The following is a 25153-nucleotide window of genomic DNA, read 5'->3' as shown; positions in this document are numbered from 1 at the left end:
CGCGCCACCTTTTGGCGCGTCGCAATCAGATAAGAGTCTTTCCCACCTCCAGCGCGTGATTGATGCTGGCGACCGTCCGTCACCCGTGCCTGCGGTGACACTGTCCGACAATCGCGCCCGGCCCTGTTCCCACAAGTGCTACCGATTTGCTCACGCGCTTCGGGGCAGGGCTTTCACCGCCGCTGATGGCACTTCGAACTACCTTTCGTCGGACGGCTTGTATAGACGCGTCGCGACGTCGTTTTCAGGAGTTATTGAACGCACATTCAATTTCAGGCATGGCAATTGCTCTGTCATAACAAAGCCCCGTCTCACGCAAGAGAACGATGGCAATAACAAGAGCCTCCGCCTGAGGCCATCACCCGCTTTGTGTGAGGAGATACCGCGATGACGTCGTTCAACTCCGGGGCTCAACCCCAGAACCGTGCGCCTCAATCCATCGGCTTTCTGCTGCTGGACAATTTCACGCTGATTTCCCTGGCTTCTGCAGTCGAACCGCTGCGCATGGCCAACCAGCTGTCCGGTCGCGAGCTGTATCGCTGGACCACCCTCACCGTCGACGGTGGCCAGGTCTGGGCCAGTGACGGTCTGCAGATCACTCCCGACGCCTCCATGCACAAAGCCCCGGCCCTCGACACCATCATCGTGTGCGGCGGGATCGGCATTCAACGCACTGTTACCCGTGAACACGTCTCGTGGCTGCAAAGCCAGGCGCGCCAGTCCCGTCGCCTCGGTGCCGTGTGCACCGGCAGTTGGGCCCTGGCCTGCGCCGGCCTGCTCGACGGCTTCGATTGCAGCGTGCACTGGGAATGTCTGGCGGCGATGCAGGAAGCTTTCCCGCGCGTTGCGATGAGCACCCGTCTGTTCACCCTCGACCGCAACCGTTTCACCAGCTCCGGCGGCACCGCGCCGCTGGACATGATGCTGCACCTGATCAGCCGCGATCACGGCCGTGAACTGTCCGCCGCGATCTCCGAGATGTTCGTCTACGAGCGCATCCGTAACGAGCAGGATCACCAGCGCGTGCCGCTCAAGCACATGCTCGGCACCAACCAGCCGAAACTGCAGGAAATCGTCGCGCTGATGGAAGCCAACCTGGAAGAGCCGATCGACCTCGATGAACTGGCGGTGTACGTCGCCGTGTCCCGTCGCCAGCTCGAGCGCCTGTTCCAGAAATACCTGCACTGCTCGCCGTCGCGCTACTACCTCAAGCTGCGCCTGATCCGTGCCCGGCAATTGCTCAAGCAGACGCCGATGTCGATCATCGAAGTGGCGTCGGTCTGCGGTTTCGTGTCGACGCCGCACTTCTCCAAGTGCTACCGCGAATACTTCGGCATTCCGCCGCGTGACGAGCGCGTCGGTTCCAACACCACCCAGCAGGTGGCGATGCTGCCGCTGCCGCAGGCCATTGTGATGTCGCCGCTGTCCGGGCCGATGTCGGCGCTGAGCCAGGCGCGCAACGAATCGACCTTTGCCAGCGTGCGCCTCTGATCAGAGCGCGCGTTTGAAGTACACGACGCGCTCGGTTTCCTCGAAGCCGAGCGCCTTGTGTGTCGCTTGACTGGTCAGGTTGTCGACGCCGGTATCGGAAGCCATTTCCACGCAGCCGTTTTCCCGTCCCCACTGCGCAACGTGCTCGATCAACCGGGCGGCCACGCCATGGCGGTGCTGTTCTGGCACCACGTAGATGCCTTCCAGATACACCACCGGCGAGCTGTCGGTGCCGTTGACGTAATCGGTGCGCAATGAGGCTTCGGCGAGGCCGACCGGATGGTGCTGCGTGTCGTAGGCGACGAAGCTGATATAGCGCTGCGGCGCTTTCAGTTGCTGCTCGATTTCATCGCGATGTTCGTGTTCCGAAGCATCGGGCCAGAGGGCCTGGCGCAGGGGCAGCCAGCCCGGTTGTTCGCTGGACTGGCCGGTCTGGATAAGGAACATCGGCGTTCGCTCGTGGTGGTCATCAAGGCCACCACTCTAGCAAACGCCCGGGATGTCAGGCGCGGGTCTGCTGGTACTGCGCCAGGGCCGGCAGCAACTGCTTGTCGATGGCCTCACGCACGGTCGGCTGAATACTCGCGCTGCTGGTGTACATCTGCTTGACCATGGTGCGCAACGTATTGGCCCGCACATCGTCCAGGCCCCGCACGGCGCACTCACAGGCCTGCTGCGCAGACGAGCCCGACGGTACTTCGAATCCCAACGACTTGAGTTGGCCCAACAGGTCTTCCTGATCGATCAAATCGGCATACATCATGACGCGAATCCTTCTTCGGCAACGGAGGTCGTGGCTCGATTCTGGTAGGCCTGCCCAGGCACGGCAAGGGCGATTTGTCGCAGTGTCCACATTGGCTATGAGCATGTCGTTTTCGGCTAACTTGCCGTATCGGGGAGTGGGCACACTGAACCCAGCTCGCTTCACGAAGGTTTGGTCACCCTCGGCACGGCAGCTCCTCAACAGTACCCTCGCCCCGATCCTGTCACGGCTTGCATCGGGGCTTTTTTTGCCTGCGAATAACGATGACGCGGTCTAGCGCTGCAACACCAGAATCCGTGACAACAACTCATCCCGATCGATGTAGCAGCCCTGGAAATGCCGGGCCCCGGTGGTCGGGTCGAAGGCGTTGCGCGCATGCAGGGTGCGGCGGTTGTCGAAGCACCACAACTCGCCCGGATTGAGTCTCTGCATCAGCCTGAAGCGCGGTTCGCGGGTCATGGCGATGAAGCGTCGATACGCGCGATACAGCAGGGGCATTTGCTCGACTGAGGTGTCGAACGCGCCGCGCAGAAAGTTGGCCATGCGGATTTCCGCAACCCGGCCCAAAGCATCCAGGGCGATGATCGGGGCGAGGCAGCGATAGTCGCTGTGGCGGTCCTTGTTGCGAAACTCCACCGGGATCTCGCACAGCGCCTTGAACGACGCGGGATCTTCCTGACGCAAGGCTTCGGCAATCGCAAAACCGTCGACAAAAATACTCTCGCCACCCTCGGCGTCGTTCACCAGACAATGCAGAAATTGCAGCCCCGGTTGCAGCTCGCGAGTCGGCAGGTCGGTGTGCAACGGCAGGTTGAAAGCGGTGTAGGCATTGCTGTCGGCATCGGCCTTGGATTGCACGTTGAACAGCACGCCGAAATTGCTCTCGCGGATGAACGAAATGCGCTGGGCGATCAGCTTCAGCGAACCGGGTTCGGTGGGCACGCCGCGCACCTGGGTCAGACCGATGTCACGCACGGCCAGCAACCATTGCAGCAGCGCGGCGTTGTCGTTCATCAGGGCTGAATAGTCGAACACCGGCAACTGCAAGTCGCTGCGCCACAGAAAGGCTTTCGGTTTGGCGGCCAGGCGTTCGGCGCGGGTCTCGTCGTCATAGGCGTGGGCCCGCAACCAACCCGCATCGAAGCGGCTGAGGTGGCAGTCCTGCCAGTCGATACGCAGGCAGCCATCGGTGTCGATGTGCGCGGCGGAGGGCGACAGATCCTGCGCCGCATCGACGATCTCGAACACTTGCTCGCGGGTAACGCTGTAGACGCACTGCGGACACGGGCAGTTGTCCCGCAGCCACACATGGTGGAACGGGCTGACTCGCCCGTCGGCCCATTCGATCAGGACGCGATCCGCCAGGTTCTGCACGCCGTTCAGCGCGCTGATCAACGGATAAGTACGGAAATCGGCAACTGCGGCGGCAGTTTGCATGGCGGCTCCTTGCGTTGGATGGATTTACCGGGCTGGCGGCAATGCGATGACCCGGCCGATGTAAGCCGGGGCGGGCAGGTCGGCCTGCTCGGCGACGATGGCTTGCAGGCGGCTCAGGGTGTCCGGGGTAAACGGAGCCGAACGCGGCCCGGCGAGGTCGACGTGCAGCAGCATCTGTTCGTTGCCGGCCAGTTCCTTGTCACCGCCGGCCAGGTGCAGGCTGTGATAGAGGTGCAGGCGTTTCTGGTCGTGACCGATGATCTGTGTGCGCACTTCGACCTCGGCATCGAGCTTCACTTCGTGCAGATAGTTGAGGTGCAGTTCGAGGGTGAACAGCGAGTTACCGCTGGCCTCGCGGTTGTTGCTGTCCATACCGAGGCGGTCCATCAGGGCGTCGGTGGCGTAGCTGAAGATCAGCAGATAGAAGGCGTCGCGCAGGTGGCCGTTGTAATCGACCCAGTCGGGGATGATTCTGGTTTGGTAGGTGGTGAGGGTGGGCATACTTATCTCCAGGCACGTTCGTACCCACGCTTTGCGTGGGTACGATCAATCAACACATCACTCGCTGAAACTCATCCCGTGCTTCTCTTTGGTGGTCTTCACCGCCTCAAGCACCGCCAGCAGGCAATCATCACGATAGCGCTCCAGCGCCGAAATACTGTGTCGCCCCAGTTGATCGCTGGTGCCATCCACCACGTCGTCGATCAACTTGTCCGTCAGTTCCGGCGCCGGCAGATAGGTCCACGGCAACTGCAACGCCGGGCCGAACTGCGACATGAAGTGACGCATGCCGGCATCGCCCCCGGCCAGGGTGTAAGTCAAAAACGTACCCATGAACGACCAGCGCAGACCGGCGCCAAAGCGGATCGCATCATCGATTTCACCGGTGGTCGCCACACCGTCGTTGACCAGGTGCAGCGCCTCGCGCCACAGCGCTTCGAGCAGGCGGTCGGCGATGAACCCCGGCACTTCCTTGCGCACATGCAGCGGGCGCATGCCGAGGGATTCGTAGACTTTCATCGCCGCTTGAACCGCTTCCGGCGCGGTGTTCTTGCCGCCGACCACTTCAACCAGCGGCAGCAGGTAAACCGGGTTAAACGGGTGACCGACCACGCAACGTTCCGGGTGGGTCGAGCTCTCGTAGAACTCGCTCGGCAACAGGCCCGAGGTGCTGGAGCCGATCAGGGCATTGGGCTTGGCCGCCGCGCTGATCTTGCTGTGCAGTTCCAGTTTCAGTTCGAGGCGTTCCGGGGCGCTTTCCTGGATGAAATCCGCGTCGCGCACGCACTCTTCAATGGTCGCCACAAAGCGCAGGCGATCCTGCGAAGCGCCCGGCGCCAGGCCGTTTTTCTCCAGCGCGCCCCAGGCGTTGGCCACGCGCTTGCGCAGCGCCGCTTCGGCACCCGGCGCCGGGTCCCAGGCCACCACGTCGAGGCCATGGGCGAGGGCGCGGGCGACCCAGCCGCTGCCGATGACGCCGCTGCCCAGTGCTGCGAAGGTTTTGATTTCGGTGATAAAGCTCATGGTCACTTCCTGGAATGAGGCAAAAAAACGGTGGGCGCCAATGGCCCGCCCACCGGGGGAAAGGGTGATTTCAGCCGCGCTGGGTCAGGCCCATTTTCTTGCGACCTTCCGCCGGGGTCAGTACGCGGGCGCCGAGACGGCTGAGGATTTCGCTGGCGCGTTCGACCAGTTGGCCGTTGGTCGCCAGTACGCCTTTGTCCAGCCACAGGTTGTCTTCCAGACCGACCCGCACGTTGCCGCCGAGCAGCACCGCTTGCGCCGCCATCGGCATTTGCATCCGGCCGATGCCGAAGCCGGCCCACACCGCGTCGGCGGGCAGGTTGTCGACCATGGCTTTCATGGTGGTGGTGTCGGCCGGCGCCCCCCACGGGATGCCCAGGCACAGCTGGAACAGCGGGTTGTCGAGCAGGCCTTCCTTGATCATCTGTTTGGCGAACCACAGGTGACCGGTGTCGAAAATCTCAAGCTCCGCCTTCACGCCCAGCTCGGTGATGCGCTTGGCGCCGGCGCGCAGTTGCGCCGGGGTGGAGACGTAAATGGTGTCGCCGTCGCCGAAGTTCAGGGTGCCGCAATCCAGGGTGCAGATTTCCGGCAGCAGCTCCTCGACGTGGGCCAGACGGGTCAGCGGGCCGACCAGATCGGTGTTCGGGCCGAACTCCATCGGGTTCTCGCCCGGGCCGATTTCCAGGTCGCCGCCCATGCCGGCGGTGAGGTTGACGATGATGTCGACGTCGGCTTCGCGGATGCGCTCCATGACTTCGCGGTACAGCGCCACGTCACGGCTGAACTTGCCGGTCTGCGGGTCGCGGACATGGCAATGCACGACGGTGGCACCGGCCTTGGCCGCTTCCACAGCGGCTGCGGCGATCTGTTTCGGAGTGACCGGCACGTGAGGGCTCTTGGCGGTCGTGTCGCCAGCACCGGTGAGTGCGCAGGTGATGATGACGTCGTGGTTCATGGTGCGTTTTCCTTCAGGCGTGATGGGTCTGTTCGCAGCCCGTCGCGGGCTGCGAAGTGGTTCGTTCGTTGCGGTTTATTTACTGGTGAGCTGGAGGTTTTCAGCCGCCGGTTTGCCATCGAAGGTGGTGACGCCTTCGAGCCAGCGCTGTTTGTCCTGCGGGTGATCCTTGAGCCATTGTTTGGCCGATTCGAAAGCGTCCTTGTGATCGAGCAGCGGCTGCATCATCCGGCTCTCGTCTTCGGCGGTGAACGTCAGGTTGCTCAGCAGGCGACCGACGTTCGGGCATTGTTCGGCGTATTTCGGCGCGGTGACGGTCCACACGGTGGCCATGCCTTCGTTCGGGCCGAGGGCGTCGTCGCTTCCGGTCAGATAAGTCATCTTCACATTGACGTTCATCGGGTGTGGCGCCCAGCCGAAGAACACCACGGCTTCCTTGCGGCGCACGGCGCGATCGACGGCGGCAAGCATGCCGGCCTCGCTCGATTCCACGAGCTGGAATTTGCCGAGGCCGAACTGGTTCTTGGCGATCATCGCCTTGATCTGGGTGTTGGCGCCCGAGCCTGGCTCGATGCCGTAGATCTTGCCGCCCAGTTCTTTCTCGAACTTGGCGATATCGGCGAAGGTTTTCAGACCCTTGTCCGCCAGATAGGTCGGTACGGCGAGGGTGGCGCGGGCATCCTTGAGGCTCGGGGCCTGGAGGACTTTGACCTGATTGGCGTCGACGAACGGGGTGATGGTCTGGGTCATCAACGGGTTCCAGTAGCCGAGGAACAGGTCCAGACGCTGGTCGCGGATCCCGGCGAAGATGATTTGCTGGGAGGCGCTGGTTTGTTTGGTGCTGTAGCCGAGGCCGTCGAGCAGAACCTGGGTCATGGCGCTGGTGGCGATCACGTCGGTCCAGTTCACGACGCCCATGCGCACGTTCTGGCACGCGGCAGGTTCGGCCGCCATGACACTGGCGCTTAAAAACGCGGTACCGCTGAGTGCGAGAACACAGCTGCTGATCAGTCGTTTCATGTCGGGTTCCTCGGCAGGTCGTTATTGTGGGTCCCGGCATCTGTCGTGCCGGTGATGCCAAATTACGCAGCAATGCACCGATGAAAACGCACTGCGGCGACCAGCTCTTGCACTGCAGCGACCTGTGCTCTTGAATGCCGCCGACAACTGGCGTATCAACGTTGCACGCTACCCGCTGACCGAGTGCGCGCCATGTCCCAGGATTTCTACTTTCTGTTGATGCCGGGTTTTTCCGCCATCGGTTTCATCTCTGCGATCGAACCGCTGCGGGTGGCCAACCGCTTTCGCGGCGAGCTGTACCGCTGGCACGTCTTGAGCGCCGATGGCGGGGCGGTGCTGGCGAGCAACGGGATGTCGGTCAACGCCGATGCGGCGCTGGAACCGTTGAAGAAAGGTGCGACGCTGCTGGTGGTCGCCGGCTTCGAACCACTGAAGTTCGCTACCCCGGCGCTGGAGCACTGGCTGCGACGCCTGGACAACGAAGGCGTGACCCTCGGCGCCATCGACACTGGCAGCTTCGTCCTCGCCGAGGCCGGCCTGCTCGATGGCCATCGCCTGACCCTGCACTGGGAGGCCATCGATGCCTTCAAGGAATCTTATCCACAGCTCAGCGTCACCCAGGAGCTGTTCGAGATCGACCGTCGGCGCATCACGTCCGCTGGCGGCACCGCATCCATCGACCTGATGCTCGACCTGATCGCCCAGGCCCACGGCCCGCAACTGGCGATCCAGGTCAGCGAGCAGTTTGTATTGGGAAGGATTCGTCCGCGCAAGGACCACCAGCGCATGGAAGTCGCCACGCGTTACGGCATCAGCAACAAGAAGCTGGTTCATGTGATTGGCGAAATGGAACAGCACAGCGAACCGCCGCTGACCACCCTGGAACTGGCGGAATCGATCAAGGTGACGCGGCGGCAACTGGAGCGCCTGTTTCGCCTGCACCTGAACGACACCCCGAGCAACTTCTACCTGCGTTTGCGGCTGGAGAAAGCCCGGCAGCTGTTGCGCCAGACCGACATGAGCGTGCTGGAAGTGAGCATCGCCTGCGGGTTTGAATCACCGTCGTATTTCACCCGCAGCTACCGGGCCAAGTTTGCCCGGTGTCCGCGCGAGGATCGGCGTACCGCTCAGGCTTGAGTTACTTTTTCAGCAAAGCGGAGCAGGCCGCTTTATAGGCTTCATGCTGGTACTTGTTCAGCGACCCCGGTAGCTCAATGTTGTGCTTCTTGGCCTGGGCATTGATCGTCTGCGGCGACAGCAGCGTCACCTCGCAACCATCGAGCAACTGAAAAACGCCCTCGATCTTGAACGTGGTCGGCCCACCGGCAAACTCGCCCTTCTTGCTGCGCTTCTTGATCGCGATGCGATCAATGGCGTTTTCCCGCACGAACGACGCCACCTGCGCAGCGAACACTTTGACGTTGGCCGCCTCGTCGTCATCGTCCAGCGCGATTTTCTTGGTGCTCAACGCAACATGGCTCAGCGCCGAGCCGTCGAGGGAGGCCACGGCGATGATCGCTTCACTGCCTTTGATTTCGATACCGCAGATGTTCATGTGAATCCCTTGATTGGCTGGAGAGGTGCAGCTTACAGCTCAAGTCCTCACTCCTGACCTATCGACTCCAAAAACTCCGACCGCTCGTCACTCATCCGCGCCACGCAATCATTCTGCGCAATCTTGAATGCCTTGCTGCCGTCCGTCGCCGGAAAGGCTTCGACGGCGCAATCAGCATCGCGGGTTTTCAGCCATTGTTGCTGGGCGGTCTTGAGTTTGGCGGTGATGTCGGCCAGTTGCGCAGGGTTCTTGCCGTAGGTCGATTGCATGCGCTCGTTCAGGCTTTTGAAGTTGTCCTGGAGCAGGTCTTCGGCGGTGGTGCGGCTGTAGGTCGAGCATTCCAGGGTCTGGACGTCGTTTTCCACCGCGTCGCACGGGTTGTTGTCGGACTCTTCGGCGGCGTGTACGCCGGTCGCAATCAGTGCCAGGGCCAGGAAGATCGATTTCATTGATGTCGCCGCTCTAATCCAGTGGTGTTTCCGAGATGCGGCAGATTCTGGCTCAAGCTTGCGGGCTTGAACAGGTGGCTGGTCGGACCGGTTGGCGACCCTTTGTCGCGGATTGACGCTTTCGGCAATTCCCCTGTCGTTTTTGCACCCGGCTGGTCGCGCACCGAGGCATATGCTGGCCCCAAAGCGCCGGCAGACGATTCGGCGCATGAATCGCCAATAAGGGGACGCCTGATGAGCCCAGCCGAATTACACGCCGACAGCATCGTTATCGACGGTCTGATCATTGCCAAATGGAACCGCGAGCTGTTCGAAGACATGCGCAAGGGCGGTCTGACGGCGGCCAACTGCACCGTGTCGGTGTGGGAGGGCTTTCAGGCCACGGTCAACAACATCGCTGCCAGCCAGAAACTGATTCGCGAAAACAGCGATCTGGTGATCCCCGTCCGCACCACCGCCGACATCCGCAAGGCCAAGGAGCAGGGCAAGACCGGCATCCTCTTCGGCTTCCAGAACGCCCATGCGTTCGAAGACCAGATCGGCTATGTCGAGGTGTTCAAGCAGCTCGGCGTCGGCATTGTGCAGATGTGCTACAACACCCAGAACCTGGTGGGCACCGGTTGCTACGAACGTGACGGCGGCCTGTCGGGCTTCGGTCGCGAAATCGTCGCCGAGATGAACCGCGTCGGCGTCATGTGCGACCTGTCCCACGTTGGCTCCAAGACTTCCGAGGAAGTCATCCTCGAATCGAAAAAACCGGTCTGCTATTCCCACTGCCTGCCGTCGGGGCTCAAGGAGCACCCGCGCAACAAGTCCGATGAAGAACTGAAGTTCATTGCCGACCACGGCGGTTTCGTCGGCGTGACCATGTTCGCGCCGTTCCTGGCCAAGGGCATCGATTCGACCATCGACGATTACGCCGAAGCCATCGAATACACCATGAACATCGTGGGCGAAGACGCCATCGGCATCGGCACCGACTTCACCCAGGGTCACGGTCAGGACTTCTTCGAATACCTGACCCACGACAAGGGCTACGCCCGCCGTCTGACCAATTTCGGCAAGATCATCAACCCGCTGGGCATCCGCACCGTCGGCGAGTTCCCGAACCTGACCGAAACCCTGCTCAAACGCGGCCACTCCGAGCGCGTCGTACGCAAGATCATGGGCGAGAACTGGGTCAACGTCCTCAAGGACGTCTGGGGCGAGTAAGCCGCTTCTCTGAATACTTTCCCCCGGCCGTCCGCGCCGGGGGCAACACCCAAATTTTTCTGGAGTTAAGTTTCCATGGCCAAGATCGCCCCGCAATTGCCAATCGAAGTCGACAGCGAGACCGGTGTCTGGACCTCCGACGCCCTGCCGATGCTGTACGTGCCGCGCCACTTCTTCGTCAACAACCACATGGGCATCGAGGAAGTGCTGGGCGCCGACGCCTATGCCGAAATCCTCTACAAGGCCGGCTACAAATCCGCCTGGCACTGGTGTGAAAAAGAAGCCGAATGCCACGGCCTGGAAGGCGTCGCGGTGTTCGAGCACTACATGAAGCGCCTGTCGCAGCGCGGCTGGGGCCTGTTCAAGATCCAGGACATCGACCTCGACAAAGGCACCGCCAGCGTCAAGCTCGAACACTCCGCGTTCGTCTACGTCTACGGCAAGGTCGGGCGCAAGGTCGACTACATGTTCACCGGCTGGTTTGCCGGCGCGATGGATCAGATCCTCGCCGCTCGCGGCAGCAAGATCCGCACCGTGGCCGAGCAAGTCTACGGTGGCTCCGAAGAAGGCCACGACGACGGCCTGTTCACCGTCAAGCCGTTGTAAGTCGAGGAACCCGCCATGGCTTTCGAAGCAATGTTCCAGCCGATCCAGATCGGCAAACTGACCATCCGCAACCGCGTGCTCAGCACCGCGCACGCCGAGGTCTACGCGACCGACGGCGGCATGACCACCGAACGGTACGTCAAGTATTACGAAGAGAAAGCCAAGGGCGGCATCGGCCTGGCGATCTGTGGCGGTTCGTCCGTGGTGGCGATCGACAGCCCGCAGCAATGGTGGAGTTCGGTGAACCTGTCCACCGACCGGATCATCCCGCACTTCCAGAATCTCGCCGATGCCATGCACAAGCATGGCGCCAAGATCATGATCCAGATTACCCACATGGGCCGTCGCTCCCGTTGGGACGGTTTCCACTGGCCGACCCTGATGTCGCCGTCGGGCATCCGTGAACCGGTGCACCGTGCCACTTGCAAAACGATTGAGCCGGAAGAGATCTGGCGGGTGATCGGCAACTACGCGCAAGCCGCGCGCCGTGCCAAGGCCGGTGGTCTGGACGGCGTCGAACTGTCGGCCGTGCACCAGCACATGATCGACCAGTTCTGGAGCCCTCGCGTCAACAAGCGTACCGACGAATGGGGCGGCACTTTCGAGGGCCGGATGAAGTTCGGTCTGGAAGTCCTGAAAGCCGTGCGCGCCGAAGTCGGTGACGATTTCTGCGTCGGCATGCGTATCTGCGGTGACGAGTTCCACCCGGACGGTCTGTCCCACGAAGACATGAAGCAGATCGCCAAGTATTACGACGACACCGGCATGCTCGATTTCATCGGCGTCGTCGGCTCGGGGTGCGACACCCACAACACCCTGGCCAACGTGATTCCGAACATGAGTTATCCACCGGAGCCGTTCCTGCACCTGGCGGCCGGGATCAAGGAAGTGGTCAAGGTTCCGGTGCTGCACGCGCAGAACATCAAGGACCCGAACCAGGCCACGCGGATTCTGGAGGGCGGTTACGTCGACATGGTCGGCATGACCCGCGCCCACATCGCCGACCCGCACCTGATCGCCAAGATCAAGATGGGCCAGATCGACCAGATCAAACAGTGCGTCGGCGCCAACTATTGCATCGACCGTCAGTACCAAGGTCTGGACGTGCTGTGCATCCAGAACGCCGCGACCTCCCGTGAATACATGGGCGTGCCGCACATCATCGAGAAATCCACCGGGCCGAAACGCAAGGTGGTGATCGTCGGTGCGGGCCCGGCGGGGATGGAAGCAGCCCGTGTGGCGGCCGAACGTGGCCACGACGTGACCCTGTTCGAGAAGAAGGAATTCATCGGCGGGCAGATCACCACTGCCTCGAAAGCGCCGCAGCGTGACCAGATCGCCGGCATCACCCGCTGGTTCCAGCTGGAACTGGCGCGGCTGAAAGTCGACCTGCGTCTGGGCACTGCCGCCGATGCCGACACCATCATGGACCTGCGTCCGGACATCGTGGTGCTGGCCGTCGGCGGGCATCCGTACCTGGAGCAGAACGAGCACTGGGGCGCCGCCGAAGGGCTGGTCGTCAGCAGCTGGGACGTACTCGACGGCAAGGTCGCGCCGGGCAAGAACGTGTTGGTCTACGACACCATTTGCGAGTTCACCGGGATGTCGGTCGCCGACTTCCTCGCTGACAAGGGCAGCCAGGTCGAGATCGTCACCGACGACATCAAGCCGGGCGTGGCCATCGGCGGTACGTCGTTCCCGACCTACTACCGCAGCATGTACCCGAAAGAAGTGATCATGACCGGCGACATGATGCTGGAGAAGGTCTACCGCGAAGGCGACAAGCTGGTCGCGGTGCTGGAGAACGAATACACCGGCGCCAAAGAGGAGCGGGTGGTGGATCAGGTGGTCGTCGAGAACGGCGTGCGCCCGGATGAAGAAATCTACTACGCCCTCAAGGACGGCTCGCGCAACAAGGGCCAGATCGATGTCGAGGCGCTGTTCGCGATCCAGCCGCAACCTTCGTTGAGCAGCAACGGCGACGGTTATCTGCTGTTCCGCATCGGTGACTGCGTGGCGCAGCGTAATACCCACGCTGCGATCTATGACGCCCTGCGGTTGTGCAAAGACTTCTAAACGCTCTAGGCCTGATCGTTCCCACGCTCTGCGTGGGAATGCAGCCCGGGACGCTCCGCGTCCCAAAGCGGACGCAGAGCGTCCATTGAGGCATTCCCACGCGGAGCGTGGGAACGATCGTCACGTGTTTCTCCAGGCTGTACTGGTGGGAGCTTCACCATGTTGAACACCCTTCTTCCAATCCTGTTGTTCGCAGCCCTGGCCCTTGCGGTGCTGGGTGCGTTGCGGCGGGTGGCCATGTGGCGCCGGGGCCGGGCCTCGAAGGTCGATCTGATCGGCGGCCTGTTTGCCATGCCCAAGCGTTACATGGTCGATCTGCACCACGTGGTGGCGCGGGACAAATACATCGCCAACACCCACGTCGCCACGGCGGGCGGTGCGGTGGCGTCGATCGTGCTGGCGATTCTGGTGCACGGTTTCGGCCTGCATAACCGCATTCTTGGCTACGCGTTGCTGCTGATGACGGCGGTGATGTTCGTCGGGGCGATCTTCGTTTATCGGCGTCGGCTCAACCCGCCGTCGCGGCTGTCGAAAGGCCCGTGGATGCGCCTGCCGAAAAGCCTGCTGGCGTTCTCGGCGTCGTTCTTCCTGGTGACCTTGCCGGTGGCCGGGATCCTGCCGGAAAACTTTGGTGGCTGGGTGCTGGCAGCGATTCTCGGGATCGGTGTGTTGTGGGGCGTGTCGGAACTGTTCTTCGGCATGACCTGGGGCGGCCCGATGAAACACGCCTTCGCCGGTGCGTTGCACCTGGCCTGGCACCGTCGCGCCGAACGTTTTGGCGGCGGCCGTTCCACCGGTTTGAAACCGCTGGACCTGAATGATCCGACCGCACCGCTGGGCGTGGAAAAACCCAAGGATTTCACCTGGAACCAGTTGCTCGGTTTCGACGCCTGCGTGCAGTGCGGCAAGTGCGAAGCCGCGTGCCCGGCGTTCGCCGCCGGCCAGCCGTTGAACCCGAAAAAGCTGATTCAGGACATGGTCGTCGGCCTCGCCGGCGGCACCGATGCCAAGTTCGCCGGCAGCCCTTATCCGGGCAAACCAGTGGGCGAACACAGCGGCAATCCGCATCAACCGATCGTCAACGGCCTGGTCGATGCCGAAACCCTGTGGTCGTGCACCACGTGCCGCGCCTGCGTCGAGGAATGCCCGATGATGATCGAGCACGTCGATGCCATCGTCGACATGCGTCGTCACCTGACCCTGGAAAAAGGCGCGACCCCGAACAAGGGCGCCGAAGTCCTGGAAAACCTGATCGCCACCGACAATCCGGGCGGTTTCGCCCCGGGCGGGCGGATGAACTGGGCGGCGGACCTGAACCTCAATCTGCTCAGCGAGAAGAAGTCCACCGACGTGCTGTTCTGGGTCGGTGACGGCGCCTTCGACATGCGCAACCAGCGCACCTTGCGCGCCTTCGTCAAAGTGCTGAAAGCGGCCAAGGTCGACTTCGCGGTGCTGGGTCTTGAAGAGCGCGACAGCGGCGACGTTGCCCGACGTCTTGGTGATGAAGCGACCTTCCAGTTGCTCGCCAAACGCAATATCCAGACCCTGGCCAAGTACAGCTTCAACCGCATCGTCACCTGCGATCCGCACAGCTTCCACGTGCTGAAAAATGAGTACGGCGCGTTCGATGGCAACTACCTCGTGCAGCACCACAGCACTTATCTGGCGGAAATCATCCAGGCCGGCGCGCTGAACCTCGGTCAGCACAAAGGCAACAGCGTGACTTACCACGATCCGTGCTACCTCGGCCGCTACAACGGCGAGTACGAGGCGCCGCGCGAAGTGCTGCGTGCGCTCGGCATCGAGATCAAGGAGATGCAACGTTCCGGCTTCCGTTCGCGCTGCTGCGGCGGTGGTGGCGGGGCGCCGATCACTGACATTCCGGGCAAGCAGCGGATCCCCGACATGCGCATGGAAGACATCCGCGAGACCGGTGCCGAGTTGGTGGCGGTGGGTTGTCCACAGTGCACGGCGATGCTCGAAGGCGTGGTCGAACCGCGTCCGCTGATCAAGGACATCGCCGAACTGGTAGCCGACGCGCTGCTCGAAGACGCCGCGCCGAACAAGCCTGCCACCCCGGCCAAACGTGAACCTGCGGAGGCCCACTGATGAGCGACATTATCCGCCGCGACCCCCGCGCCGAATGGATCGCACGCAACCGTCTGCATCCGCTGCACGCGGCCATGCAACCGGCACAACACAGCTGGATGGGGCCCAACGGGATCATCCGCAAGAACCTGCACGGCATCGGCTTCATCGGGCCGAACGGCATCAAGCGCATCGACCGCAGCGGCGCCCAGCAGGGCGGGGCGGTCAAACGCTCGGCAGCGGTCGAAGTGCAATTGCCGCTGCATCAGGTGCCGGCCCCGGCGTTCTACATCAGCGTGGTGCCGGACATGGTCGGCGGCCGCCTGAGCAGTCACGACCGCGACCTGCTTGGCCTGGCGCATCAACTGGCCGGCAGCGACGGCGCGGTGCTGGCGGTGGTATTCGGAGAGCACAAGGAAAACGCTTTCGCCACGGCGGGCGTTGACCGCTTGCTGGTGCTGGAAGGCGAAGAGTTCAGCGGTTATGCACCGGAGCAACGAATCCAGGGCCTGCGCGCTGTGGATAACCAGTTCAACCCGCGTCACTGGCTGCTGCCGGACAGCCGCAGCGGTGGCGGCGAACTCGGTCGGCGCTTTGCTGCTGCACTGGGCGAGCGCCCGGCGACACGGGTGTGGCAGGTCAAGGATCAGGAGTGCATCGGCCGCGCCGGTGCGGGGTTGCAGGATCTTGCCCGCCCAGTGGCGCGCTTGATTCTGGCGTCCGCCGAATGCGCCGAGCCGGTCAGCGAAACCCGTCACGAAGCGCTGCCGGTGGAGTTATCCACACCTGCCGCGCGCAGCCTGTCGCGGATCGAAGATCTGGGCGCGGTGGCGGTGGACCCGTCGGCGATCCCGATGGCCGAAGCCGAGTTCATTTTCTCCGGCGGTAACGGCGTCAAGGACTGGGATCTTTTCCACAGGACCGCCGCCGCACTGGGCGCCACCGAAGGCGCCTCGCGGGTGGCAGTGGACGACGGATTCATGGCCCGCGACCGCCAGGTCGGCGCGTCCGGCACCTGGGTCACGGCGCGGGTTTACGTGGCCGTGGGGATTTCCGGGGCGATCCAGCACCTGCAAGGCATCGGCGCCTGCGACAAGGTGGTGGCGATCAACCTCGATCCGGGCTGCGACATGATCAAGCGTGCCGACCTGTCGGTGATCGGCGAAAGCGCGGAAATTCTTCAGGCCTTGATCGCGGCGGTAGAGGCTTACCGCAACGAAGCCAAGCGCGATGCGGCTTAAGGAACGGTTATGAGCACAAAGATCATCAGTCTGGTTTCAATCGGCGCCCACCCGACCTCGGGCCGCCCGCGCCGCGCCGAACAGGACGCCCGCGCGGTGGAGCTTGGTCTGCAACTGGCTGGGGATAACCTGCAAGTGCTGCATGCCGGGGACATTGGCGAACCTGCGCTGCGCGCTTATCTGGGCATGGGCCTTACACAGATGCATGTGCTGGAACAACCGGCCGGCGCCGACGCGCTGCCGGCGTTGACCGACTATTTGCGTGACGCCGGTGCCCAGGTCGTGCTGACCGGCAGCCAGGCGGAAACCGGCGAAGGCTCGGGGATGCTGCCGTTCCTGCTGGCCGAAGGGCTGGGCTGGCCGCTGGTGGTTGGATTGGCGCAGGTCGAGTCGATCAACGACGGCTCGGCGCTGGTGCTGCAGGCGTTGCCCCGTGGGCAGCGGCGCCGGTTGAAAGTGCGCCTGCCGTTTCTCGCGACTGTGGATAACGCCGCGCCCAAGCCTCGGCAGAGTGCTTACGGCCCGGCGCGACGTGGGGTTCTCCAGGCAAAAGACGTGGAAGTGGTGGACGACGAATTGCTTGCGGTGTCGACCCTGCAACCGGCCAAGCCACGGCCGAAACGGTTGAAAGTGATCAAGGCCAAGAGCGGGGCGGACCGGATGAAGGCGGCGACGGCGAAGGCCAGTGGTGGCGGGGGGCAGGTGCTTAAGGGCATGACTGCCGAGGCAGGTGCCGAAGCGATCCTCAAACTGCTGATTGAAGAAGGTGTTGTCCGCTGAAGAGCCAAAGCCCCTCACCCTAGCCCTCTCCCAGAGGGAGAGGGGACTGACCGAGTTGGGCCGGCCATTTACGTCGACCTGCGACTCCGACGGTGACCTTGGTTCGCCAAGCCTCAATCACTCTCTCGCCTTGATTTAAGAAAAACTAAGGTCGCGATGAGCGTCCAGGTCGATGTACCTCGCGAGATCACCACCGTAGGCTCCCTCTCCCTCCGGGAGAGGGCTGGGGTGAGGGAGGGCTGTTTACCCACAATCCCTGTTGGCGGATCTGTGGATAACGTGTTCGCCCATCCCTGAACCCCACGCCAACCAAGCCCTCCAGCCTTAAGATCAAAAAACAACCAGCCTAACTCGCGGTTTTTTCGAGCTTTTTCCTCAGGATCACTCCCCAAGTTGCCCCCAATCTCTGTTGGCGCTTCTGTGGATAAGATGTTCGCTATCCGCTGTAAGCCATATAAAACGTGGCTTGCGAAGAGTTGATCGAAAAACGATCAATTCAGCCTTTTGACTCGCAAGACCTCGCGTAAACCTCGATTTATCAAGGCCTCCAGCGCTTTTCCACAGATCCCGCCAAGTTACCCCCGAAGTCTGTTGGCGCTTCTGTGGATAAGGTGTTCGCCATCCTTTGCAAGCCACGCAATCCGTGCCTTGCAGGCTTGTGATCAAAAAACACTCAATCGTTGCTGAAAACCCTGCTTCTGGATAAGTCACGGTTTTTCTTCACAAAACCGTCGATATTTTTCCGGGTCATCCACAGTTGTCCCCATTTGCTGTGGGTGGCTATGTGGATAACTTGTTCGCCAAACCCTGCGAGCCCCGCCGGCTATAGTCCAAACGGTAATTGATCAGATTTCATACAGTTCTAAAGCGCTGCCTTGACTTCATTCCAGCCGCTGTCTTCACTCCAATGGCACAAGGACCGCCGTCACTTATCCACATCTGGTTCAGGGAGAACGCGTGATGGATACCCAGCCACATCGCTCACCCCTCAATCCCCGCATGCTCCGCGCCTTACCGGCCCCGCTGCCGCGCAAGCGCACCTTGCGTCGTGCCGCCAATCAGCACGCCCGTCTCTAGCGAGTCGATATTGCCCACATCGCTGTACTGCCGCCGAAACCGGAGGCCAGGTGCCCGTTCGCCCATTGATTGCAGGCAACCGCAGAGTTGCCCCATCTGCCTGAGAGAGGAACCACCTCATGACACGGATCGCAACGCCCATCAGCGACATCAAGGAACACTACGACGTGATCGTCATTGGTTCCGGGTATGGCGGCGGCATTGCCGCTTCGCGCCTGTCCCGGGCCGGCAAAAAGGTGTGTCTGCTGGAACGCGGTCGGGAAATCCAGCCCGGCGAATACCCCAACACCATGATCGCTGCGACCGAAGAATTGCAGGTGAATGACCCGGACGGCCACATCGGCTCGCGCACCGGGTTGTTCGATCTGCACGTCAACGCGCAGCAGAACGTAGTGGTCGGCTGCGGCCTGGGTGGCACGTCGCTGATCAATGCCAACGTCTCGCTGGAGCCCGAGCCCGGCGTCTTTGACGACCCGCGCTGGCCGCAGGAGGTGCGCGAACACCGCGACACCCTGCTCAAGGACGGTTATGCCCGCGCCCGGGAAATGCTCAAACCCAATCCTTACCCGAATACCGCGCCGAATTTGCCCAAGCTCGACGCCAACAAAAAATCCGCGGATTTCCTCAAGCAAGGCGCGCACTTCTACAAGCCGCCGATCAACGTGACCTTCGACAAACTGCCGAACAACCTCAACCACGTCGGCGTCGAGCAACTGCCGTGCAACCACTGCGGCGACTGCGTTTCGGGCTGTAACAACAAGGCCAAGAACACCACGCTGATGAACTACCTGCCGGACGCCTGCAACCATGGCGCCGAGATCATCTGCCAGGCCCAGGTGCGGCATCTGGAGCGTGACGGCGATGGCTGGATCGTGCACTTCCAGTATCTGGACAGCGGTCGCGAGAAATTCGACGCACCAACCCTGTTCGTGAAAGCCGACATTGTCGTGGTGTCCGCCGGCACCCTCGGTTCCACCGAGATTCTGCTGCGCTCGCGGGACAAGGGCCTGGTGATGTCCGGGCAGCTCGGCGAGAACATGAGCGGCAACGGTGACATCCTCGGCTTCGGCCACAATTGCGAACAAACCATCAACGGCATCGGTTTCGGCACGCACCCGGCCAAGGAAATGAAACCGGTCGGCCCGTGCATTACCTCGATCATCGACATGCGCACCGAAGGCGACTGGCGCAGCCGCATGGTCATTGAGGAAGGTTCGATCCCTGGCGCGCTCGGTCGGCCGATGGTGCCGGCGATGGCCGGGTTTGCCGAGCTGATCGGCAAGCCCACCGACGACAGTTTCAGCGGCAAAGTGAAGTACAAGGAGCGCGAGGCCGAAAGCTTCCTGCGCGGCCCGTACTACGGCGCGCTGCACAACATGCAGACGTACCTGATCATGAGCCACGACAGCGGCCAGGGCCGTATGGTCCTCGACAGCAAGGATCAGTTGCGCATCGACTGGCCGGGCGTCGGCGAACAGGAAAACTTCAAGATCGGCAACGAACGCCTGCACCAGAGCACCCAGGCGCTGGGTGGGATCTGGGTCGAGAACCCGATCTGGACCAAACTGCTCAAGCACAGCATCGTCTCGGTGCATCCGCTGGGCGGTTGCGTGATGGGCAAGGACGCCGGGCAAGGCGTGGTCAACCACAAGGGGCAGGTGTTCAGTGGCGCCAGTGGCACCGATGTCTACGCCAACCTGTACGTGACCGACGGCGCGGTGATTCCGACGTCACTGGCGGTCAACCCGCTGCTGACAATCTCCGCCGTCAGCGAGCGCAACATGGGCCTGCTGGCCGCCGATCGTGGGTGGCACATCGACTACACGCTGCCGTCGGCACCGCGCAAACAGACCGCGCCGCCGACCCTTGGCGTGCAGTTCACCGAGACTATGAAAGGCTATTTCTCCCGGGCCTTCACCGCCGCGCAAAGCACCGACCTCAAGGTTTATGAGGCGGCGGCCAAACGTGGCGAGGCAGACAACTCGCCGATCGACTTCACCCTGACCATCACTGCCAACGACCTCAACCGGATGATCAAGGAGCCGGAACACGCCGCGACCATCGTCGGTACGGTGATCGCCCCGGCGCTGTCGCCAGAGCCGCTGACCGCCAGCAACGGCGTGTTCAACCTGTTCGAGCAATTCGAGCAGCAGGTCGACACGCGCCACATGAAATACGACATGAAGCTGACCGCCGAGGATGGCAGCGACTATTTCTTCAGCGCATTCAAGACCGTACCGGAAGACAACGGCGTGCTCAACATCTGGCATGACACCAGCACCCTTTACGTGACGCTCTACCGTGGACCGGACAAGTCGGGCGAGGTGATCAGTTCGGGTGTGATGCACATCCATCCGGCCGATTTCGCCAAGCAGATGACCACCATGAAAGTCCTCAATGCGCGCAACGAGCGTGAGCGCATCGAAGGGCTGGCGCGGTTCGGCAAGTTCTTCGCCGGGATTCTCTGGGAGAGTTACGGCGGGGTGTTCGCCGGTGACAAATACTTCAACCCTGATGCACCGCCACGCTTGAAGCGGCCGCTGGATGCGCCGACGCCGGCTGTGCATTTCTTCCCCACCGAGGATGGCGTGGAGCTGCGCCTGAGCCGCTATCAGGCCGGCAGCAAAGGCCCGGTGATGCTGGTGCATGGCTTGGGTGTGGGCTCGAATATCTTTTCCACCGACACCATCCAGACCAACCTGCTGGAGTTTCTGTGCAAGCACGACTACGACGTGTGGCTGCTGGATTTCCGGGTGAGCATCCTGCTGCCGGCCAGCAAGAAGGAATGGAACGGCGATCAGATCGCCCAGTACGACTTCAAGGCCGCCATCGGGCAGATCCAGCAGCAGACCGGCGCGAAGGACGTGCAATGCGTGGTGCATTGCTACGGCGCGACGACGTTCTTCATGTCGTTGCTCGCCGGTTTGCAGGGCGTGCGTTCGGTGGTCTGCTCACAGATTGCCGCCGACACGGTGGTCGCGACCGCAACGGGCTTGAAGGCTGGTCTGCACCTGCCGGGCATGCTCGATGCGATTGGCGTGAAGTCGATGACGGCCTACGCCGACAGCAAGGAGAACTGGTTCAACAAACTCTACGACAAGGCCCTCAACGGCTACGCGCGGATCGAAGCACAGGGTTATTGCACCAACCCGGTGTGCCACCGCATCACCTTCATGTACGCCTCGCTGTACCGCCACGACACTCTCAACGAAACCCTGCATGACAACCTGCACGAACTGTTCGGCGAGTCGAACATCGAGACCTTCGAGCACCTGGCACTGATCGTGCGCAAAGGGCATCTGGTGGATTTCAAGGGCAACGATGTGTACATGCCGCACTTCGACCGGTTGACCATGCCGATCTGTTTCATCAGCGGCGCGGAAAACCAGTGTTATCTGCCGGAAAGCACGCTCAAGACTTACCAGCGGGTTTGCGAGAAGCATGGGCCGGAGCGTTATAGCCGGCATGTGGTGCCGGGCTATGGCCATATCGATTGCATGTTCGGCAAGAACGCGGTGGTCGATGTGTACCCGATCATCCTTGAACACCTGGAGAAAACGGCCCTCGGATAGCACCCGATCGTTCCCACGTCGAGGCGTCGAACCGTCTGCGTGGGAATGCATCCCGGGACGCTCTGCGTCCCAAGAGCGGACGCAGAGCGTCCATGGCGGCATTCCCACGCGGAGCGTGGGAACGATCTGGGGAACTGATATGGACAGCTACATCCGCTGGTTTCAACGTTTCATCTGGCTCGGCATTGCGATGAACATGGTGTTCGCGATCCCGGCGCTGTTCGCGCCGGGGTTGCTGACATCGGTGGTCGGCCTGCCGCCGCAACTCTCTGACCCGTGGCTGGAAAACGCCGGGATGCTGCTGGTGGGCATCAGCGTGTTCTACATGCCGTCGGGCTTCAACGCGCCGCGCTATGTGGTGCATTCCTGGTTGTGTGTGCTGACGCGGCTGATCGCTGTGGCGTTCTGGATCTACCTGATCAACACCAGCAGCCAGGGCTCGGTGTTCGTGCCGATGCTGATGGGTGACCTGAGCTTTTTCCTGATCCTCGGCATCCTGCTGTACCTCGGCACCACCCCGGAAAACCGCCCCCTTGCCCTGCTCTGTGACGGCTGGCGCGAATGGCGGGCGGCGTGGGCGCGGCATTGGCAGAGCCACGCGTTCAAGGTCGGCACGCTGGTCGTGGTCGCGTTGCTGGGGTTCATCGGCTACGAGACCTGGTATCAGATGCTGCGCGTGGTGCCGGAGCAGGAATATGCCTCCGACGAAGATCACTACAAATACGCGGCCATTGGCCTGGGCATCGAAGCGCGGATCCCGTATTACCTGTTCTCCGTACTGCCGCAGATGTGCCCGGAAAAAATGCCGAAACCTGGCGGCTGGGAAGTTTTCGGTTTCTTGTTCGAAAACGGCAAGGACCTGCCGATCGGCATGGCCAAGCGGCAGATCGGCTACCCGACCGTAGAGCCGAACTGCGCGCTGTGCCACACCGGCTCCTACCGGGCGAATGCCAGTGATGTCGCGGTCAATGTGCCGAGCGCACCGGCCAACACCCTGCAACTGCAAGCCTTCCAGTGGTTCGCCTATGATTGCGCCAGCGACCCGAAATTCACCACCGACGCGGTGATGGCGGCGATCAACAGCAAGTTCCAGCTCGGCTTTTTCGAGCGCATCTACAACCGTTACCTGATCATCCCGATGGCCAAGACCGCGCTGCTCAAACAGAAGCAGGCCTATGCCTGGCAGAAGCTGCGGCCGCCACAGGGGCCGGGGCGTACCGACACCTTCAACCCGACGAAAATGGTGGTGTTCGGCTTCCCGGATGACTCGACCATCGGCACCGTGGACCTGCCACAAGTGTGGAACCAGAAACCCCGAGAATCGATGTACCTGCACTGGGACGGCAATAACAACAAGATCCACGAGCGCAACTACGCCGCTGCGATGGCGGTGGGTGCGACGCCGGAGTCGGTGTTGCCACCGAGTTTCAATCGCGTGACCAACTGGCTGCTCGGGCACAAGGCGCCGGCGTGGCCGTGGGCACTGGATCAGGCCAAGGTCACCCAGGGCAAACCGATCTGGGAAACCAATTGCGCCGGTTGCCACGACTTCGGTCGCGTCGACACCGGGCAGGTCACCACCAACATCGACCAGCTCGGCACTGATCCACATCGGCTGGACTCGTTCACTGTCGGGTTGGTGGCGGCGTTCCACACCTTCAAGAAACCGCCGTTCGACTTTGGCGCCTACCGCAAGACCCAGAGCTACAGCAACACGCCCACCGACGGCATCTGGCTGCGCGCGCCGTACCTGCACAACGGTTCGGTGCCGACCCTGTGGGATTTGCTGCAACCGCCGGAAAAACGTCCGCAGGTGTTCGTCACCGGCTCCGATGTCTACGACCCGGTCAACGTCGGCTTCGTGACCAGCGGCGCGCAGGCCAAAGCCTCGGCGGACTTCAAGTACGACACGCGCCTGGAGGGCAATCACAACACCGGTCACCTGTATGGCACGACGCTGTCGGACGACGACAAGCGCGCGCTGATCGAATTCATGAAAACCCTGTGAACCCCTACGGATAGAGGATTACGTCATGTCGGCAGTCGGTCATCTGAAGCATGAATACGACAAGGTCAAACTGCGTCTGCACGGCCTGTTTACCCGGGTGGAAATGGCCTGGATGAAGCTCATCAGCGAACTGGAACCCGAGGAGTTCCAGGTCATCATCAAGTTGCTCCAGCGCGGTCACGATCAGGCGCAGTACGTGCTCAAACACGGCGAGTTGCCGGACGACGAGCCGGCGGTGCCGTGGGAGTTGTCCCACGGTTTGTCGATCCTGCGCATCGGTAACGCAACGCCGTTGCCGCAATCGCCCGATCAACTGCAGACCACGGTGCTCAAGGACGGCACGCTGCTGGGGTGTCGCAAGTGGGAGCTGCTGGATCTGCTGTGGAGCGAGGCGCTGCTCAAATGGATCGAAAACCTGCGCCATCACGCAACCTTCGGCACTGATCCTGCGCTGGTGACAATGGAGCGCGAAGTGACGCTGGCGATTGCCGGCGACTGGGGCACCGGGCCGTTCAACAGCCATGCGCCGGCGGTGTCGGTGGCCAACCAGATGCAACTGGCCAACGCCGACTTCACCATTCACCTGGGGGATGTCTATTACGCCGGTACCCATTCCCAGGAAGACACCGACATGGCCGGCTGGCCGATGGGCACCCACGGCTCGTTCACCCTCAATTCCAACCACGAGATGTACAGCGGCGCCCACGGTTACTTCAAGGAACTGGCCGCGCGTTTTCCGGGGCAGCAGGGCACCAGCTACTTTGCCCTGATCAACGACGACTGGCTGATTGTCGGGCTGGACACGGCGTACGCCTCGGATGTCATGAACCTGTACATGGACGGCACCCTGAACAAGCCGCAGATCGAGTGGATGAAAAGTCTGCCGAAACGCAAAAAGCTCATGGTGCTCAGCCACCATCAGGGCTTCGACATCACCGGGCACAACAAGACCGCGCTGTATCAACCGGTATGCGATGCACTGGGGCGCGAGCCGGATTACTGGTATTGGGGGCATTTGCACAACGGCATCGTCTACGCGACTCAGGGTGGACTGCATGCGCGCTGCGCCGGGCACGGGGCGATTCCCTACGGCACCACCAGTGAACTGAACGGGCATTCTCGGGTGCTGTTTTCGGAGACGCAGGATGCGAAGGATCCTGACTATCCGCTGCGGGTGTTGAATGGGTACGCAAGAATCAGGTTGGTGGGTGAGGATATTTTCGAGGAGTTTATTGGCGAGGATGGATCTGTGAGGTGGTCATCGAAGTGATCCGTTTGATCGTTCCCGCGCAGGAC

Annotated in this window: 20 protein-coding genes; 11 read left to right on the top strand and 9 right to left on the bottom strand. The window is 62.0% G+C overall.

The window, feature by feature from the left end:
- Positions 1-387 precede the first annotated feature (387 nt).
- Positions 388-1491, top strand: a complete 1104-nt coding sequence (gene gbdR / locus AC07N4_RS15725; RefSeq protein WP_065260190.1) for a choline metabolism transcriptional regulator GbdR — start codon at positions 388-390, stop codon at positions 1489-1491.
- Here gbdR and aac(6') read toward each other — a convergent pair whose 3' ends face one another.
- The 7 genes from aac(6') to AC07N4_RS15690 all read right to left on the bottom strand — a co-directional run bounded on the left by aac(6') (position 1492) and on the right by AC07N4_RS15690 (position 7193).
- Positions 1492-1938 (bottom strand): aminoglycoside 6'-N-acetyltransferase, encoded by a 447-nt coding sequence (gene aac(6') / locus AC07N4_RS15720; RefSeq protein ID WP_493065715.1) that lies wholly within the window; start codon positions 1936-1938, stop codon positions 1492-1494.
- Positions 1939-1993: 55 nt separating this feature from the next.
- Positions 1994-2254, bottom strand: a complete 261-nt coding sequence (locus tag AC07N4_RS15715) for a hypothetical protein (RefSeq protein ID WP_096817966.1) — start codon at positions 2252-2254, stop codon at positions 1994-1996.
- A gap of 273 nt (positions 2255-2527) precedes the next feature.
- Positions 2528-3691: a gamma-butyrobetaine dioxygenase gene (locus AC07N4_RS15710; protein ID WP_493065716.1), complete on the bottom strand. Its 1164-nt coding sequence runs from the start codon at positions 3689-3691 to the stop codon at positions 2528-2530.
- A gap of 24 nt (positions 3692-3715) precedes the next feature.
- Positions 3716-4192: a thioesterase family protein gene (locus AC07N4_RS15705; RefSeq protein ID WP_085709143.1), complete on the bottom strand. Its 477-nt coding sequence runs from the start codon at positions 4190-4192 to the stop codon at positions 3716-3718.
- Positions 4193-4249: 57 nt separating this feature from the next.
- Entirely contained in the window at positions 4250-5215 is a 966-nt protein-coding gene (locus tag AC07N4_RS15700) for an L-carnitine dehydrogenase (protein ID WP_007959763.1), read from the bottom strand.
- A gap of 70 nt (positions 5216-5285) precedes the next feature.
- Entirely contained in the window at positions 5286-6173 is an 888-nt protein-coding gene (gene cdhC, locus AC07N4_RS15695; protein ID WP_011336296.1) for a 3-dehydrocarnitine:acetyl-CoA trimethylamine transferase CdhC, read from the bottom strand.
- Between the two features lie 75 nt (positions 6174-6248).
- Positions 6249-7193, bottom strand: coding sequence for a choline ABC transporter substrate-binding protein (locus tag AC07N4_RS15690; protein WP_096817760.1), 945 nt, complete (start codon positions 7191-7193; stop codon positions 6249-6251).
- Between the two features lie 192 nt (positions 7194-7385).
- Between AC07N4_RS15690 and AC07N4_RS15685 the strand changes: the two genes are divergently transcribed.
- Positions 7386-8330 carry a GlxA family transcriptional regulator gene (locus AC07N4_RS15685; RefSeq protein WP_085688589.1) on the top strand — a complete coding sequence of 315 codons (945 nt, stop codon included), beginning with the start codon at positions 7386-7388 and terminating at the stop codon, positions 8328-8330.
- Between the two features lies 1 nt (position 8331).
- Here AC07N4_RS15685 and AC07N4_RS15680 read toward each other — a convergent pair whose 3' ends face one another.
- Both AC07N4_RS15680 and AC07N4_RS15675 read right to left on the bottom strand, forming a co-directional pair.
- Entirely contained in the window at positions 8332-8748 is a 417-nt protein-coding gene (locus AC07N4_RS15680; RefSeq protein ID WP_493065717.1) for a DUF3010 family protein, read from the bottom strand.
- Between the two features lie 47 nt (positions 8749-8795).
- On the bottom strand, positions 8796-9197 hold the full coding sequence (locus AC07N4_RS15675; RefSeq protein ID WP_102619806.1) for a lysozyme inhibitor LprI family protein: 402 nt from the start codon (positions 9195-9197) through the stop codon (positions 8796-8798).
- A 234-nt stretch (positions 9198-9431) separates the two neighbouring features.
- Between AC07N4_RS15675 and AC07N4_RS15670 the strand changes: the two genes are divergently transcribed.
- The 9 genes from AC07N4_RS15670 to AC07N4_RS15630 all read left to right on the top strand — a co-directional run bounded on the left by AC07N4_RS15670 (position 9432) and on the right by AC07N4_RS15630 (position 25127).
- Positions 9432-10409 (top strand): dipeptidase, encoded by a 978-nt coding sequence (locus AC07N4_RS15670; RefSeq protein WP_007959776.1) that lies wholly within the window; start codon positions 9432-9434, stop codon positions 10407-10409.
- Positions 10410-10484: 75 nt separating this feature from the next.
- Positions 10485-11015 (top strand): DUF5943 domain-containing protein, encoded by a 531-nt coding sequence (locus AC07N4_RS15665; protein WP_007926354.1) that lies wholly within the window; start codon positions 10485-10487, stop codon positions 11013-11015.
- A gap of 15 nt (positions 11016-11030) precedes the next feature.
- On the top strand, positions 11031-13091 hold the full coding sequence (gene dgcA, locus AC07N4_RS15660; protein ID WP_007959780.1) for a dimethylglycine demethylation protein DgcA: 2061 nt from the start codon (positions 11031-11033) through the stop codon (positions 13089-13091).
- Positions 13092-13250: 159 nt separating this feature from the next.
- The gene (gene dgcB, locus AC07N4_RS15655; RefSeq protein WP_074692124.1) at positions 13251-15200 is read left to right on the top strand and encodes a dimethylglycine demethylation protein DgcB; all 1950 of its coding nucleotides are present in this window, start codon (positions 13251-13253) and stop codon (positions 15198-15200) included.
- Complete coding sequence (gene etfA / locus AC07N4_RS15650; protein ID WP_493065718.1) at positions 15200-16420, top strand: electron transfer flavoprotein subunit alpha; 1221 nt, start codon at positions 15200-15202, stop codon at positions 16418-16420. Before dgcB ends, etfA begins: the two co-directional genes overlap by 1 nt.
- Positions 16421-16429: 9 nt before the next feature.
- The gene (gene etfB, locus AC07N4_RS15645) at positions 16430-17200 is read left to right on the top strand and encodes an electron transfer flavoprotein subunit beta (RefSeq protein WP_493065719.1); all 771 of its coding nucleotides are present in this window, start codon (positions 16430-16432) and stop codon (positions 17198-17200) included.
- Positions 17201-18396: 1196 nt separating this feature from the next.
- The gene (locus tag AC07N4_RS15640; RefSeq protein WP_493065720.1) at positions 18397-21849 is read left to right on the top strand and encodes a GMC family oxidoreductase N-terminal domain-containing protein; all 3453 of its coding nucleotides are present in this window, start codon (positions 18397-18399) and stop codon (positions 21847-21849) included.
- Positions 21850-21988: 139 nt separating this feature from the next.
- Positions 21989-23857, top strand: a complete 1869-nt coding sequence (locus AC07N4_RS15635) for a c-type cytochrome (RefSeq protein WP_102619748.1) — start codon at positions 21989-21991, stop codon at positions 23855-23857.
- Positions 23858-23882: 25 nt separating this feature from the next.
- On the top strand, positions 23883-25127 hold the full coding sequence (locus tag AC07N4_RS15630) for a metallophosphoesterase family protein (protein ID WP_493065721.1): 1245 nt from the start codon (positions 23883-23885) through the stop codon (positions 25125-25127).
- Positions 25128-25153 lie beyond the last annotated feature (26 nt).

It is taken from the genome of Pseudomonas sp. GW821-FHT09E04, assembly GCF_059416185.1.
This window is presented reverse-complemented; position numbering and strand designations above follow the sequence as displayed.